The sequence below is a fragment of the Lactococcus muris genome (genome assembly GCF_042849115.1).
Taxonomy (GTDB): Bacteria; Bacillota; Bacilli; order Lactobacillales; family Streptococcaceae; genus Lactococcus; species Lactococcus muris.
This window is the reverse complement of sequence record NZ_BAAFQO010000010.1, coordinates 70,363-85,276: the sequence shown is the minus strand read 5'-3', so window position 1 is coordinate 85,276 and position 14,914 is coordinate 70,363. Positions and strand designations below refer to the sequence as shown.

General features: G+C 39.2%; 13 protein-coding genes. 11 read left to right on the top strand and 2 right to left on the bottom strand.

The genetic code is table 11. From position 1 onward, the window contains the following. Positions 1–96 precede the first annotated feature (96 nt). From ACGHCK_RS07315 to pknB, 6 genes are all read left to right on the top strand, one after another. Positions 97–2,424: a primosomal protein N' gene (locus tag ACGHCK_RS07315; protein WP_202231426.1), complete on the top strand. Its 2,328-nt coding sequence runs from the start codon at positions 97–99 to the stop codon at positions 2,422–2,424. A 260-nt stretch (positions 2,425–2,684) separates the two neighbouring features. Beyond that, positions 2,685–3,341 (top strand): deoxynucleoside kinase, encoded by a 657-nt coding sequence (locus tag ACGHCK_RS07310; protein WP_251420739.1) that lies wholly within the window; start codon positions 2,685–2,687, stop codon positions 3,339–3,341. A gap of 272 nt (positions 3,342–3,613) precedes the next feature. Further along, entirely contained in the window at positions 3,614–4,567 is a 954-nt protein-coding gene (gene fmt, locus ACGHCK_RS07305; RefSeq protein ID WP_251420733.1) for a methionyl-tRNA formyltransferase, read from the top strand. Then, positions 4,557–5,828, top strand: a complete 1,272-nt coding sequence (gene rsmB, locus ACGHCK_RS07300; protein ID WP_251420730.1) for a 16S rRNA (cytosine(967)-C(5))-methyltransferase RsmB — start codon at positions 4,557–4,559, stop codon at positions 5,826–5,828. The genes fmt and rsmB overlap by 11 nt, the downstream gene beginning before the upstream one ends. 20 nt (positions 5,829–5,848) lie before the next feature. Beyond that, positions 5,849–6,622, top strand: a complete 774-nt coding sequence (locus ACGHCK_RS07295) for a Stp1/IreP family PP2C-type Ser/Thr phosphatase (RefSeq protein WP_251420728.1) — start codon at positions 5,849–5,851, stop codon at positions 6,620–6,622. After that, positions 6,622–8,526 carry a Stk1 family PASTA domain-containing Ser/Thr kinase gene (gene pknB, locus ACGHCK_RS07290; RefSeq protein ID WP_251420726.1) on the top strand — a complete coding sequence of 635 codons (1,905 nt, stop codon included), beginning with the start codon at positions 6,622–6,624 and terminating at the stop codon, positions 8,524–8,526. The genes ACGHCK_RS07295 and pknB overlap by 1 nt, the downstream gene beginning before the upstream one ends. A gap of 156 nt (positions 8,527–8,682) precedes the next feature. Here the strand turns inward: pknB and rpsO are convergent, their stop codons facing one another. Together rpsO and proC are read right to left on the bottom strand one after the other, a co-directional pair. Then, positions 8,683–8,952: a 30S ribosomal protein S15 gene (gene rpsO / locus ACGHCK_RS07285; RefSeq protein WP_202231280.1), complete on the bottom strand. Its 270-nt coding sequence runs from the start codon at positions 8,950–8,952 to the stop codon at positions 8,683–8,685. Positions 8,953–9,226: 274 nt separating this feature from the next. Continuing rightward, positions 9,227–10,018, bottom strand: coding sequence for a pyrroline-5-carboxylate reductase (proC, locus tag ACGHCK_RS07280; protein ID WP_202231281.1), 792 nt, complete (start codon positions 10,016–10,018; stop codon positions 9,227–9,229). A gap of 146 nt (positions 10,019–10,164) precedes the next feature. Here proC and glmU point away from each other — a divergent pair, with 146 nt between their 5' ends. The 5 genes from glmU (at position 10,165) to pepC (ending at position 14,607) form a co-directional block, all read left to right on the top strand. Further along, entirely contained in the window at positions 10,165–11,541 is a 1,377-nt protein-coding gene (gene glmU / locus ACGHCK_RS07275) for a bifunctional UDP-N-acetylglucosamine diphosphorylase/glucosamine-1-phosphate N-acetyltransferase GlmU (protein ID WP_202231282.1), read from the top strand. A 32-nt stretch (positions 11,542–11,573) separates the two neighbouring features. After that, positions 11,574–12,158: an NUDIX hydrolase gene (locus ACGHCK_RS07270; RefSeq protein WP_271328010.1), complete on the top strand. Its 585-nt coding sequence runs from the start codon at positions 11,574–11,576 to the stop codon at positions 12,156–12,158. Further along, positions 12,151–12,429 carry a cell wall synthase accessory phosphoprotein MacP gene (gene macP, locus ACGHCK_RS07265; protein WP_251420724.1) on the top strand — a complete coding sequence of 93 codons (279 nt, stop codon included), beginning with the start codon at positions 12,151–12,153 and terminating at the stop codon, positions 12,427–12,429. Before ACGHCK_RS07270 ends, macP begins: the two co-directional genes overlap by 8 nt. Positions 12,430–12,539: 110 nt before the next feature. Continuing rightward, positions 12,540–13,220 (top strand): 5'-methylthioadenosine/adenosylhomocysteine nucleosidase, encoded by a 681-nt coding sequence (locus ACGHCK_RS07260; RefSeq protein WP_251420721.1) that lies wholly within the window; start codon positions 12,540–12,542, stop codon positions 13,218–13,220. A gap of 76 nt (positions 13,221–13,296) precedes the next feature. Continuing rightward, positions 13,297–14,607, top strand: a complete 1,311-nt coding sequence (pepC, locus tag ACGHCK_RS07255; RefSeq protein ID WP_251420719.1) for an aminopeptidase C — start codon at positions 13,297–13,299, stop codon at positions 14,605–14,607. Positions 14,608–14,914: the final 307 nt, after the last annotated feature.

The following is a 14,914-nucleotide window of genomic DNA, read 5'->3' as shown; positions in this document are numbered from 1 at the left end:
CTTTTTTCAACAATCTAAAGTTTACACGTGTTCTTATCTTTTTGTTATAATTTATATATTAGATTCGCGTAGAAAAGACAAAAGCAGAGGAGAAAAATGTTGAAAAAAACGGCTAAAATTATTGTAGATGTTCCTCTGATGCAGACAGATAAGCCATTTTCTTATGCAATTCCTAGAAACTTAGAAAATCTGATTGAAACAGGGATGCGTGTTCATGTTCCTTTTGGTACAGCGAACCGTTTGGTTCAAGGGATTGTTATTGATTTTTCAGAGGAAGAAGATTCAGAGCTTAAGGAAATTGCAGAGCTTTTAGATGTAGAACCGGTTTTGACAGCAGAACAACTGAGATTAGCGGATGAAATGCGACATACTGTTTTCTCATATAAAATCTCTTGTCTAAAAGCGATGCTGCCTAATCTCCTTAATTCAAGTTACGATAAAATCCTAACAGATTCAGAGGGAATTCAAAGGAAATGGAGCTTACTGAACGAAAGTCAAAAAATAGAGGCTTTGAAAGAAGTCAAGTCAGGACATTTGAAAGTAAGTTACTCTGCAAGGTCTAAAGAAAATAAAAAAATAGAAAAATACGTGAAAGCCAGTGCAAAATTGGCTGACTTTAAAATCGGTAAGGCAGCAAAAAAGCGCGCCGAATTGAAAAGCTATCTTTTGAATCAAGAAGAGATGATTCGTCAGAAAGACCTTCCTTTCTCCTCTGCTGTCATCAAGTATTTTGTGGATAATGAGCTTGTAGAGGTAACGCAAAAGGAAGTCTCTAGAACAGCAGCCATGTTTGAGGCTGTAACCCCTGATAAGTCCAAAGTTCTAAATGAAGAACAAGCGCTTGCCTTTAATGCCATCATTGAGTCTGCAGACAAACCATTTTTGCTTGAGGGTGTGACAGGCTCAGGGAAAACGGAGATTTATTTGCAGGTGATTGAGCATACACTAAGAGAGGGAAAGACAGCGATTATGCTGGTTCCGGAGATTGCGCTAACACCACAAATGTCCAACCGCTTCATTGCCCGTTTTGGGGAAAAAGTTGCCATCATGCATTCTGGCTTATCAGATGGGGAAAAATATGACGAGTGGCGCAAGATAAAGGAAGGCCATGCACAAGTTGTTGTGGGGGCACGTTCCGCAATTTTTGTTCCTTTGGAAAATATTGGAGTAATCATCATTGATGAGGAACATGAAACGAGTTATAAACAGGATTCTAACCCACGTTATCATGCAAGAGATGTTGCGCTGTTGCGTGCGAAATATCATCAAGCGCGTGTGATTCTGGGTTCTGCCACACCAAGCTTAGAAAGCCGAGCGCGTGCACAAAAAGGGGTTTATCACTTGTTAACGCTTAAACACCGTGCAAACGAACAAGCACTCTTGCCTGAGGTACAAATCGTAGATATGCGGAGCCACCTTAGCGATCAGTCAGCCAATTTTTCGGATATTCTTTTGGAAAAAATTCGGGAGAAGGTTGAGCGAAAAGAACAAGTTATTTTAATGCTCAATCGCCGAGGCTACAGTTCTTTTGTAATGTGTAGAGATTGTGGTTTTGTGGTTGGGTGCCCTAACTGTGACATTTCTTTAACTCTACATATGGATACAAAGACGTTAAATTGTCATTACTGTGGTCATCAAGAGGCGATTCCACAAGTTTGTCCCAACTGTAACGGTCGCAAAATTCGCTATTATGGTTCAGGGACTCAGAAGGTTCAGGAAGAACTAGAAAAGCTGCTTCCAGAACTACGTATTTTACGAATGGATGTGGACACAACAAAGACAAAGAATGCGCATGAAAAGATTTTAAGAAAGTTTGGAGAACATGCTGCTGATGTACTTCTAGGAACGCAGATGATTGCTAAAGGTTTGGACTTTCCTAATGTGACCTTGGTCGGAGTGATTAATGCGGATACAGGATTAAATTTGCCCGACTTTCGCGCCAGCGAACGAAGCTTTCAGCTGCTGATGCAAGTTGCGGGACGTGCAGGTCGTGCAAATAAAAAAGGAGAGGTTATCATTCAGACCTTTAATCCGGGACATTATGCGGTTAAATTAGTCGCAGCTCAGGATTACGAAGCTTTTTACCGTCAAGAAATGTATTACCGTCAACAGTTAGCTTATCCTCCCTATTATTTTACTGTACAGATTTTGGTGAGTCACAAGGATGAAGATATCGTAGCCAAAAAAGCTTATGAAATTGCAAGTTTGGTGAAAGGGAAGCTATCAGATAAGGCTAAGGTTTTAGGACCGACTCCCAAACCTATTGCGCGTACTCATAATCTGTATCATTATCAGATACTGGTGAAATATCGCTTTGAGGCTCAACTAGAAGAAGTCTTGAATCAGGTTCTTGATTTAACACAAAAACGAGAAAATAAAAATTTACGTGTTTTAATTGACAGTGAGCCTCAAAGCTTTGTGTAAAAAGGATAAATTATCTTAGCTGCACACTACAAAGTGAGGAGAAGAATCTATTTCAGTCAGTTTTCACAGCTGCCTTTCTAAATGAGGGAGGGTATCTGTTAGTGTGTTATAATAAAAACGCCTTAAAGCATGATATGGAGCATTTGTGCTTTGGGGCGTTTTTCAGATATTAATGCAAGAAAAAATTCGTTTGCTGGGTGGAGGTTGCATTTTTTCGATATGAATATTTTGATACAAAGGGGGAAATACAGGAAGGCAAAATGACAGTGATAGTATTAGCTGGAACGATTGGAGCTGGCAAAAGTTCACTTACCAAGATGCTGGCAGAAGAGTTGGGGACAGAAGCTTTTTATGAAAGTGTAGAGGACAATGAGGTTCTGCCTCTGTTCTATCGAGAGCCACAAAAGTATGCTTTTCTACTGCAAATTTATTTTTTGAACAAGAGATTTGAGTCAATAAAAAGCGCACTTCTGCATGACAATAATGTTTTGGATCGCTCTATTTATGAAGACAGTTTACTTTTTCATCTGAATGCAGATTTAGGTCGGGCTACAGCAATCGAAGTAGAGGTTTATGACTCTTTATTAAAACACATGTTAAAAGAAATCGAGAACCTAACTTTTAAGAAAGGTCCAGATCTTTTGGTTCATGTCAGTGTATCTTTTGAGAAGATGTTGGAACGGATACAAAAACGTGGGCGGGAATTTGAACAGTTAGACTATGATTCCTCACTGTATGAGTACTACAAAGAGCTGAATGTAAGATATGAAAAATGGTTTGCCTCCTTCAATAGTTGTCCTAAAATGCAAATTGATGGAGATAAATATGATTTTGTAGAAGATGAAGCTGCTAGAGCCTTTGTTATACAAGAAATTAAGAAGAAATTAGCAGAAATTGAGGATGAAAAGCACAAATGATTTTAGGCGAGGAATAGGAGCCCACTCTTTCTGTTCGATCTAGCTTGTTTATATTTTTATTCCCTATACTTTTTTGTGAATTAGGCATGTGAAAAGAAATAGAAGTTAAGAAAGTGTTATAATTAATGACAGACACTTTACTTAAAAAGTTATATGAGACGTAAAACAGGAGGATGAAAAGTACAGAAGCTCTATTTTTTCTTAGACGTCAGTTCAGGAGATTTAAAAGAAGACTGACAAGAAAGGATAGAGTTGCTGTGTAAAATGACACGATGAAAAAAACAAAAATAATTTTTATGGGAACTCCCCAGTTTTCACAAACCGTTTTGAAAGGTTTAATTGATAGCCAAAAGTATGAGATTTTAGCCGTTGTCACACAACCTGATCGTAAGGTGGGACGTAAGCAAGAATTGCGTCAAACTCCAGTGAAAGAGTTGGCGCTTCAAGCAGGCTTGAAAATTTTACAACCAGAAAAATTATCGGGCTCTCCCGAGATGGAAGAACTTATGGCCTTTGGCTCACAGGGCGCAGGGATTGTAACGGCAGCTTTTGGTCAATTTTTGCCTGGGAAATTGCTCGATGCCATGTCTTTTGCAGTCAATGTTCACGCCTCCCTGCTGCCTAAATACCGTGGTGGAGCTCCTATCCATTATGCAATTATGAACGGTGAGAAAGAAGCAGGTGTAACCATTATGGAAATGGTTAGAAAAATGGATGCAGGGGATATGGTCGCTAAAGCTTCTATTCCTATTTTAGAAGAAGATAACGTGGGCACAATGTTTGAAAAATTAGCCCTTGTAGGCCGTGACCTTCTCCTCGAAACGCTTCCCCTGTATGTTGCTGGCGAAATCAAACCGCAAGCGCAAGATGAAAGTCAAGCGACATTTTCGCCCAATATAAGTCCAGAAGAAGAAAAAATTGATTGGACAAAAAGCAACCGTCAAATCTTTAATCAAATTCGGGGGATGAATCCTTTCCCAGTAGCACACACAACATGGAACGAAGGACGTTTTAAAATTTACGATAGCCGGCCAGTCAACACGGACAAGCACGGACATCCTGGTGAAATCATTGATAAAACAAAAAAAACACTTTTGGTAGCAACAGGTTCAGGAGCTTTAGAGCTTCTTGAAGTACAGCCTGCCGGAAAACCGAAGATGGATATCGTAAGTTTTCTCAATGGTTTGGGACAGAAAGTAAGTATAGGTGATCAGTTTGGCAAATAATGCAAGACAAGTCGCACTTGATGTGCTCAATGACATTTTTGGAAATGATGCCTATGCCAATATTGCCTTAGATAGAACTTTACGTGAGGCAGATCTTTCGGACTTGGATCGTCATTTTGTAACAGCTTTGGTCTATGGTGTGGTTTCTAAAAAAGGACTGTTGGAATGGTATTTAGAGCCCTTCTTAAAAAAAGCACCAAAGCCTTGGGCTAAGATGCTTTTGATCATGACGATATACCAAATCCTTTTTATGGATAAGGTGCCGACCTCAGCAGCTGTTGATGAGGCGGTAAAAATTGCTAAACGTAAAGACGGACAGCAAGCAGGGAACTTTGTCAACGCTGTTCTGCGCCATTTTATGCGTTCAGAACGAAAAAATGAAGAACCCAAAACTTGGGAAATTAAATATTCAATGCCTAAACTTTTATTAGATAAAATGGTTAGACAGTTTGGAGGGAAACGCACAGGCCAGATTCTCGAAAGTTTAGAAAAGCCAAGCAAGGCAAGTCTCCGTATGATTGATCCAAATGTCATCCTTCCTGGTACCAGTGCTTCAAAGCTTTCTCCTGTTGGACGTGTTGCGGAGCATGGACATTTTTCACATACACCAGAATTCATGGAGGGGAAATTCACGATTCAGGATGAAACAAGTCAATTAGTAGCGCCCCAACTTGAACTAAGGGGGAGTGAGCGTGTGCTTGATGCTTGTGCTGCTCCTGGTGGAAAAACGACGCATATTGCACAATATCTGGATACGGGTCATGTTGTGGCCTGTGATTTGTATGACCATAAACTGAAACTTATCGAAGACAATGCAGAACGTCAAGGGGTTTGGGAGAAAATTACAACCGTTAAAGCAGATGCTACTCAAATCGCAGAACGTTTTGCAGATGATGCGGACTTTGACCGTATCTTGGTTGATGCACCCTGTTCTGGTATTGGCTTAATTCGCCGTAAACCTGACATTCGCTATCGTAAAGAAAGTTCGGATTTTCTTAATTTGCAGGAAATTCAATTAAAAATATTGGACAGTGCTTCGAAAAAGCTAAAGAAAAATGGTATAATGGTCTACAGTACCTGCACAATTTTTGATGAAGAGAACTTTGAGGTCGTTAAGAAATTCCTCGAAGCTCATCCAGAATTTGAACAGGTTGAGATCTCGCATGAAAAAGAAGACATCATCAAAGAAGGCTGTATTTTTATCACACCGGAGATGTACCATACAGATGGTTTCTTTATTGCGAAATTCAGAAAACTTTAATTCTTTTATAAGGAGCAAAAGTGGAATATAGTATTTTATCAGACATTGGTATGAAACGTACTGCCAATCAAGATTTTGCTGGTACTTATGTCAATCGTGCAGGTTATCGTCTGTTTCTTTTAGCAGACGGTATGGGCGGACATAAGGCAGGAAATGTCGCCAGTAAACTAACAGTTGAAGATTTAGGGAAACTGTGGGAAGAATCATTTTTTGATGATGGCACACCAGTGTCAACGCTGGAGACTTGGTTGCGCAACCAAATTCGCAATGAAAGCGAGAATATTGCAAACTTAGGAAAACTCGATGAGTATCAAGGGATGGGAACAACTCTTGAAGCTTTGGCAGTGCAAGAGGAAAAAATTATTTCAGCTCACGTTGGTGACAGCCGCACCTATTTGATTCGCGATGGCGAATTACAGAAAATAACGACAGATCACTCTTTGGTACAAGAGTTAGTAGATGCGGGTCAGATTACTGAGGAGGAGGCTGAAATGCATCCCAACAAAAATATCATTACGCGTTCTCTTGGTCAATCAGCAGAGGTTCAAGCAGATTTACAAGCTGTAGATGTTCAAGCTGGTGATTATCTTTTGATGAATTCTGACGGGCTGACAAACATGATTTCTCCAGAAGAGATTTTAGAGGTTGTTTACTCTGATGTCAGCATAGAAGAAAAGACAAGAACACTCGTTAACCTTGCAAATGAGGCAGGGGGCCACGACAATATCACAGTAATTTTGGTGAAAATTGATGCTCAACCAGCAATGGTGAATGAAGATGTGGAGGCCGGCTGATGATACAAATCGGAAAAATCTTCGCAGAACGCTATAAAATTATCAAAGAAGTTGGTCGCGGAGGAATGGCGAACGTTTATCAAGGGGAGGATATGTACCTTGATAATCGTCAAGTAGCCATTAAAGTTTTACGTTCAAACTTTGAGAATGATAACATTGCCATTGCACGTTTTCAAAGAGAAGCATTTGCAATGGCTGAGTTATCGCATCCTAATATTGTCAGTATATCTGATGTCGGAGAGTCGGAAAATCAACAATATATCGTTATGGAATATGTTGATGGCATGACACTGAAACAATACATCAATGAGCATGCACCATTATCAAATGCTGAAGCGATTAATATTACGTCAGAAATCCTTTCAGCTATGGAATGTGCGCACAATCATGGGATTATTCACCGCGATTTAAAACCACAAAATGTGTTGCTTTCACAGAGTGGTAATGTCAAAGTGACTGATTTTGGTATTGCTAAGGCTTTGACTGAAACAAGCCTAACTCAAACAAATACCATGTTTGGAAGTGTCCATTATCTATCTCCTGAGCAGGCGCGTGGGGCTAATGCTACATTACAATCAGACATCTATGCTATCGGTATCATCCTATTTGAACTTTTGACGGGACAGATTCCATTTGATGGAGATTCAGCTGTGGCTATTGCTTTGAAACATTTTCAAGAAAATGTGCCAAGTATTATCAACATCAACAAAAATGTACCGCAAGCATTAGAAAATGTGGTGATTAAAGCAACTGCTAAAGATATTCACAATCGCTATGCAAATGTTGAAGAAATGATGACTGATTTGGCTACTGCAACTAGTCTTGATCGAAAAGGAGAACCTAAACTCACTTTTGATCAAGACCTTGATGCAACAAAGGCCTTACCTAGTAAACTCATCAATCCGTATGATACGAAACCTTTAATTGATAACACTCAAGAAGAAAAAATCAATAAAGAGACTGAAAAAGAAAGAAAAACGGATCCTGAGGTACCAAAGAAGAAGAAATCACGAAAGGCTCTATTTGGCTGGCTTATCCTCGCTCTTGTACTTATCGGGGGAGGAATCGCAGCTTGGATGATCACAAGTCCGCAAAATGTATCTGTGCCTGATGTGACGAACATGACTCAAGCAGAGGCGGAAAGTAAGCTTAGAGAGAATCATCTTGAAGTTGGAAATGTCATTCAAGAGCTCAGTTCTACTGTTGAAAAAGATAAGGTTACACGTACAAATCCCACTGCTGGATCGAATGTTCGAAGAAGCAGTAGAGTAGATATTTACGTTTCTCAAGGTGCGACTGGTTTCAAGATGGACGACTATGTTGGTCAGAAATACGAGGATGTTGTTGATGATTTGGTGCTGAATAAAAATGTTAGCAAAAGTCAAATTAACATAAACTATGTCACAAGTTCGCAGCCATCGGGAACTATAGTGAAGCAAACACCGGCGAAGGGCAATTTCTTTGATCCAACAGGTGATGATCAAATTAGTTTTGACGTATCTGAGGGAGATACAGTGACAATGCCTGCAATTGATTATACCTCAGGAGGTTTAAGTTCAACCTCAGCAATCAGTTACCTTAACCAGTTGCAAAGTCTTGGTGTACCTACTTCTAACATTACTTTTGTGGATGCTAGTACAGCAAGCGCAGTTTCAAGTTCTAACTTGAATGGTTATTATGTCACACAAACAGCTCCTGCACCAGGCAGCAAGTTTAATCCTAAAAACACAAGGGTTACATTGACAATTGCTAAAGCAAGTACCAGCAACAATAACAATGATAATCAAACTTCAGAAACAACTAAAGAAACAACGGAATCTTCACCAGAACAAGAAAATGGTGGAGGCAAATCAGAAGCCTCTTCATCAGAGGACGGTAAAAATACAACCACTCAGTCGCCTTAAGATGGAAAAACGTTCAATGTTTGTAAGGCTATAGAAAAAGACAAAAGGAAAAAACGCTTAACCACAGCAATCTTAGGCATAGGTTAAGCGTTTTTTCATCTTAGAGATTTTGACATCTTCCCAAATAAAAAACTGCCCGAAGACAGTTTTAAAATCTTAACGACGAAGACCGAGTGAAGCGATGAGTTCACGGTAACGTTGAACATCTTTCTTACGAAGGTAAGCAAGAAGGTTACGACGATGACCGATTTTTTTCATCAATCCGCGATAAGTTGCGTGGTCTTTTTTGTGTGCTTTAATATGATCGTTAAGGTGGTTGATTTCCCAAGTCAAAACAGCGATTTGGACTTCTGGTGAACCAGTGTCGCCCTCAGTACGTGCATACTGCTTGATGATTTCTTGTTTCTTTTCTTTTGAAATTGCCATGAGTTTTTCTCCTTTTTATTTGTTGCTCATTCCGAGTAGAACGTAGGCAAAACGCAAAACCAAGAATGAGTTGTAAAAAACTACTCTTCTATCTTACACTATTTTTATAATTTTTACAAGTTTAGTTCGTGCAAAGACAAGACAAATGTATGGGAAAAATTAGGAAAAGCTCTCGTATCATTTTACCATAAAAAGCTGAGCACAAGTTCTGTTAAAATGGCCAACTTTCATCAAAAAGTGCGTTCGTGTACATGCCGGTATACAAAGATAGGGTTCAGTTTAAAGTATTCTCTTTTTCGACTGTTGCAGTTATTGCATCAATTACTGTAGCTACAAAACGATTTTGTTCCAAGGAAACAACACCTGCAACGGTTGTTCCTCCGGGGCTTGAGACCTTGTCGACCAACGTCCATGGTCCTTCAGCGGATTCAAGAATCATTTGAGCTGAAGCAGAAACAGTTTCCGCAACAATCTTTGTAGCTTGGTCCTTAGGGATGCCATGAAGCACTCCTGCACGGCTCAAAGCATCAACAAACATGTAAATATAAGCTGGGCTAGAACCAGCAATGGCCGTAAAGGCCGGGAAATCTTTTTCAGCGATTTCATGCACCGTACCAATCGAAGAGAAAATGTCTTGGGTTAATTGATAGATTTCTGAACTTACATATTCATTACGTACAATGGCGGTAGTTGACTTCTGAATCTGTGCATTGATATTAGGCATAACACGAATAATTGGAAAATCATACGTTTTAGACATATCTGAAAGTGCTTCTAGATCAACGCCGGCTGCGATAGAAATAAGTGTTTTATCTTTGGTAAAATGAGGGGAAATCTCTTCCATAACGTCAGGTAAAATTTGAGGTTTAACCGCCATAACGATGAGGTCAGATTGCTCTACAAGTTCACTGTGTGAGGGGCTAGCAAAGACACCTAATTTATCCGCTTGTTCTTGAGTTTTTCTCAAATCACGACCCGAAATAAGCACACGAACATTTGACTTATCAAGTCCAGCAATGATAGCAGATGCCATCTTACCGGCACCTATAAAACCAATTGTTTTCATCTTATCTCCATTTTCTTTATCGTAAAACTTCTCTTATTTTAGCATATTCAGAGGTGTAAAGACAATAATTAGAAATATTCTTAGAATATGATATAATTTATTGTGTATTAAATCAGAAATTTTACAGGTTTTGGAGGCCACATAAAATGGAAAAATTTGCAATTGTACTAGCAGCGGGCAAAGGCACGCGGATGAAATCATCTTTACCGAAAGTTCTTCACAATGTGGCTGGGAAAACAATGCTTGGTCATGTATTAAAAAATGTAAGCAAAGTTGATATGGAGAAACGTATCGTTATCGTTGGTCACGAAGCAGATAAAGTGATTGAAACTCTTCCTAAAGGCACAAGTTTTGTGAAACAAGATGAACAGTTAGGAACGGGTCATGCTGTACGTATTGCATCAGATTTACTTGAAAATGAAGAAGGAGCAACCTTGGTTATCGCGGGTGATACACCCCTCATCACAGGTGAAACTTTGGAGAAGTTGTTTGAGTATCATGTGACTCAAAAAGCAACAGCAACGATTTTAACGGCCATTGCCCCTGACCCAACAGGTTATGGGCGTATCGTCCGTAGTTCAGATGGCTCTGTTGAAAAGATTGTAGAGCAAAAAGATGCTTCGACAGTAGAACAAGCTATTCAAGAAATCAACACGGGAACCTACATTTTTGACAATAGAGCACTTTTCTCGGCTTTGAAAAATCTGACGACAGACAATGCCCAAGGTGAATACTATCTTACAGATGTCATTGAAATTTTCAAAAATCAAGGCAAGACAATTGCGGCCTATACACTAAAAGATTTTGATGAAAGTCTGGGAGTAAATGATCGTGTTGCTCTAGCCCAAGCTGAAAAAATTATGCGTCGCCGTATCAATCATCAGCACATGCTAAATGGTGTAACACTCATCGACCCAGAAACAACTTACATTGATGCGGATATCGAAATTGGTGAAGAGACCATCATTGAGCCTAATGTGCAAATCTTGGGTAATACGGTGATTGGTAAGAAGACCTTAATTACAAGTGGCAGTCGTATTGAAGACTCAGAAATTCATTCGCATTGCGAAGTGCGGTCATCATGGATAGAAAGCAGCAAGATGAATATTATGAGCAATGTTGGACCTTATGCTCATCTGCGTCCAGGTACTGTGTTGAGTGAGAATGTGCATGTGGGTAACTTTGTGGAGATCAAAGGATCAACGCTTGGCAAAGGAACAAAAGCGGGTCATCTTACGTACATTGGCAATGCAACGGTTGGGGAAAAAGTCAACTTTGGTGCAGGGACAATCACAGTAAATTATGATGGTCAAAATAAATACACTACAGAGATTGATGATTTTGCATTTATTGGTTCGAACTCAACATTGGTTGCTCCACTACGTGTTGGTAAAAACGCTTTGACTGCGGCAGGTTCAACAATTACCAAAGATGTTGCCCCTGAGAGTATTGCTCTTGGACGTTCACGTCAAGTTGAGAAGAGTGGAGCAGCACGACGCTTGCCGCATTTTCGTGGGGAGTAATTTAAGAAAAAATAAAGATAACGGAGATAAAAATGCGAGAGTTTGACGAGAAGAAGTTTGAAGAACCTACTTTGTCTCGTGAGCAAATTTTTCACGGACAAATCTTTCAAGTTGTGAAGGACTTAGTCAGTTTGCCCGATGATACGATGGGAACAAGGGAACTGGTTTTTCACAACGGTGGCGTTGCAGTCGCACCGATAATTGATGATAAATTGATATTGGTGGGACAGTACCGTAAAGCTTTTGAAAAATTTATTTTTGAAGTTCCTGCAGGAAAATTAGAAGATAATGAGTTGGATAATCCGAAAGCTGCAGCTTTACGTGAGCTAGAAGAGGAAACGGGATATACGGCAGAACAACTCGTAGAGATTAGCAGCTTTTATGGGACACCAGGATTTTCATCTGAAAAAACATATCTTTATTTTCCAAGTGGACTTACTAAGCTTGAAAATCCCCGTCCTAAAGATGAAGGGGAGTTTCTTGAAGTGGTTGAAGTCACATTAGATGAGGCAAAAATAATGATTGAAGAAGGGCAAATTTGTGATGTCAAAACAATCATGTCTGTGTGGTATTGGGAGCTTCAAAATCTGAAAACGCAAGGAGATTTAGATGCCTAAACCACTTTTGACAGATGATATCATTAAAGAGGCAGAGAGGAAAAGAAGACGTTTAGAGAGAAGTCTAAAGGAAGAATTAGAAAATGACAGAGAGCTTGCAGAAAAATATGACAAGCTTGAACGTGATTTATCTAAGAATTCTGTCTATAAAAGTCGTCGTATTGAAAATGCAAAGCAGAAAAAAAGAAGTAGCCGTGTAAATAAATGGCTTCTTATCACCTTACTTGTCGTCATTGGAATAGGTGTGCTATTTTTCTGGTACTACTTTTAAAATAAAACTTAAAACCTCACATTATATTGTGAGGTTTATTTTAAAATTTTGTACTATAATAGAAGTGTAGCTATACTTGATACTCAAGAAAATAAAAGGAGGGGTTTAGGATGAAATTAGGAATCATTTGTGCGATGGAAGAAGAACTACGTACACTTGTAGAAAGTTTGGACAAAGACAGCAAAATAACACGTCATGGCTATGTTTTTCATACAGGTTCGATTGGACGTCATGAGCTTGTTTTAATACAATCAGGCATTGGTAAGGTCATGTCAGCTATAGCAGTTACCTTACTTGTTGAGATTTTTGACGTAGATGCTATTGTCAACACTGGTTCCGCGGGGGCTGTGAATCACAGTTTGAAAATTGGTGATATTGTTGTCGCTGATAGATTGGCTTATCATGATGTAGATGTCACAGCTTTTGGCTATGCCTATGGTCAAATGGCTCAGCAACCCCTATATTTTGAAAGCAGTAAATACTTTGTATCAGAGTTAAGGAAAGTTATAGATTCTCCAATCGTGGGATTGATTACAAGTTCAGACAGCTTTATTGCTAGCGAAAGTCGTATTGCTGAAATCAAAAAACATTTTCCTGATGTTCTTGCCGTTGAAATGGAAGGGGCCTCAGTTGCGCAGGCAGCAACTGCTATGAAGAAGCCTTTCGTAATTATTCGCGCCATCTCAGATACGGCGAGTCATGATGCCAGTGTTAAATTTGATGAATTTATCATTGAAGCGGGGCGGAAGTCTGCTCAGACATTAATAAATTTTCTGAACAATCTAGAATAAGTTGCAATTAGCTGACTTTTTTGCTATAAAAAAGTTACAATAATAAAATTAATATGTAGAAATGGAGAGAAATTAAATGACACTTACGCAAGATTTTACACAAAAACTCTATGACAACTTTGCAGAAAATCCTAAATTTCGCGCTGTTGAAAATGCGATGACTAAGAACGGACTTCTAAATGCACTTGAGGTGCGCAGTTCACACGCAAATAATATTCCTGAGTTCTCAATTGACCTGACACAAGACAAGGTAACCGATCAGAAACAATCAGGTCGTTGCTGGATGTTTGCTGCCTTGAACACCTTCCGTCACAAAATGATTGGGCAGTACAAACTGGAAAATTTCGAACTGTCACAGGCCTACACTTTCTTTTGGGATAAATACGAAAAGTCAAATTGGTTTATGGAGCAAATTATCGATAATGTAGATATGGATGATCGCCGTTTGAAATTCTTGCTTCAAACACCTCAACAAGATGGGGGACAATGGGATATGGTTGTTGCTCTCTTTGAAAAATACGGTGTTGTTCCGAAAGAAATTTATCCTGAGTCAGTGGCTTCATCAAACTCACGTGCGTTGAATCAATACTTGGATAAGTTGCTGCGTCAAGATGCTCAACTATTGAGAGAAGCTTTGAAAAAAGGGCAAGATGTTCAGGCACTTAAAGAGGGAATGCTGCAAGAAATATTTAACTTTTTGGCTGCGACTCTTGGATTGCCGCCTCAAAACTTTGAGTATGCTTTCCGTGATAAAGAAAAGACATTGGAGAAATTTTCTGGCACTGCGCAAGAATTTTATGCCAAGTATGTAGACATTAAGCTTGACGATTATGTTTCTGTTATCAATGCTCCAACTGCTGATAAACCATACAATAAATCCTATACAGTGGAATTTCTGGGTAATGTGGTAGGCGCTCGGTCTGTTAGACATTTAAACCTCGACATGAAACGCTTTAAAAAATTAGCCATTGAACAAATGCAAGCAGGAGAAACGGTTTGGTTTGGCTGTGATGTAGGTCAGATGTCTAACACTAAAGATGGCTTGTTGACACTTGATGCTTATGATTTTGACACAGCACTTGACATTCAGTTTACACAGGATAAAGCTTCACGTCTAGATTATGCAGAATCTTTGATGACACATGCCATGGTCTTGACTGGAGTAGACTTGGATGAAAATGGTGAGCCTACAAAGTGGAAGGTAGAAAACTCTTGGGGCAAAGATGTGGGTAAGAAAGGTTACTTTATCGCTTCTGATGCCTGGATGGATGAGTACACTTATCAAATCGTTGTCCGTAAAGATTTACTCACTGCTGAGGAACTTGCAGCTTACAATGCAGAACCACAGGTATTGTTGCCATGGGACCCAATGGGAGCTTTGGCTTAAAAAATAAAAAATCCTGAAAATAAAAATAGAATCGTCTTAAGTGCGGTTCTATTTTTATTAATTTTGGATAAATCGGACTTTTACAGAAGAGACAGTCCCGAATAGGCAGTTTTTTGTTGCAGTGTTAGAAAGCATCAATTCTCTGTTTGAGATTATACTTTTATTTACAATTATAAATAGGCGGACTTTAAAAGAGTTTGATATTAGTAATGACTGTGTGGTACAAAGTGTGGAATAATGTCAGTATAGGATACCAAACGAGTTATAAATGCTTAATACAGAGATATTTTCCAGTGATTTCAGTTAA

Excerpts from the sequence above, each read along its gene's own strand:
- pknB (WP_251420726.1), top strand. The coding sequence starts at position 6,622 with ATGATACAAATCGGAAAAATCTTCGCAGAACGCTATAAAATTATCAAA.
- ACGHCK_RS07270 (WP_271328010.1), top strand. The coding sequence starts at position 11,574 with ATGCGAGAGTTTGACGAGAAGAAGTTTGAAGAACCTACTTTGTCTCGT.
- rpsO (WP_202231280.1), bottom strand. The coding sequence starts at position 8,952 with ATGGCAATTTCAAAAGAAAAGAAACAAGAAATCATCAAGCAGTATGCA.
- ACGHCK_RS07315 (WP_202231426.1), top strand. The coding sequence starts at position 97 with ATGTTGAAAAAAACGGCTAAAATTATTGTAGATGTTCCTCTGATGCAG.
- pepC (WP_251420719.1), top strand. The coding sequence starts at position 13,297 with ATGACACTTACGCAAGATTTTACACAAAAACTCTATGACAACTTTGCA.
- proC (WP_202231281.1), bottom strand. The coding sequence starts at position 10,018 with ATGAAAACAATTGGTTTTATAGGTGCCGGTAAGATGGCATCTGCTATC.
- ACGHCK_RS07260 (WP_251420721.1), top strand. The coding sequence starts at position 12,540 with ATGAAATTAGGAATCATTTGTGCGATGGAAGAAGAACTACGTACACTT.
- macP (WP_251420724.1), top strand. The coding sequence starts at position 12,151 with ATGCCTAAACCACTTTTGACAGATGATATCATTAAAGAGGCAGAGAGG.
- glmU (WP_202231282.1), top strand. The coding sequence starts at position 10,165 with ATGGAAAAATTTGCAATTGTACTAGCAGCGGGCAAAGGCACGCGGATG.
- fmt (WP_251420733.1), top strand. The coding sequence starts at position 3,614 with ATGAAAAAAACAAAAATAATTTTTATGGGAACTCCCCAGTTTTCACAA.
- ACGHCK_RS07310 (WP_251420739.1), top strand. The coding sequence starts at position 2,685 with ATGACAGTGATAGTATTAGCTGGAACGATTGGAGCTGGCAAAAGTTCA.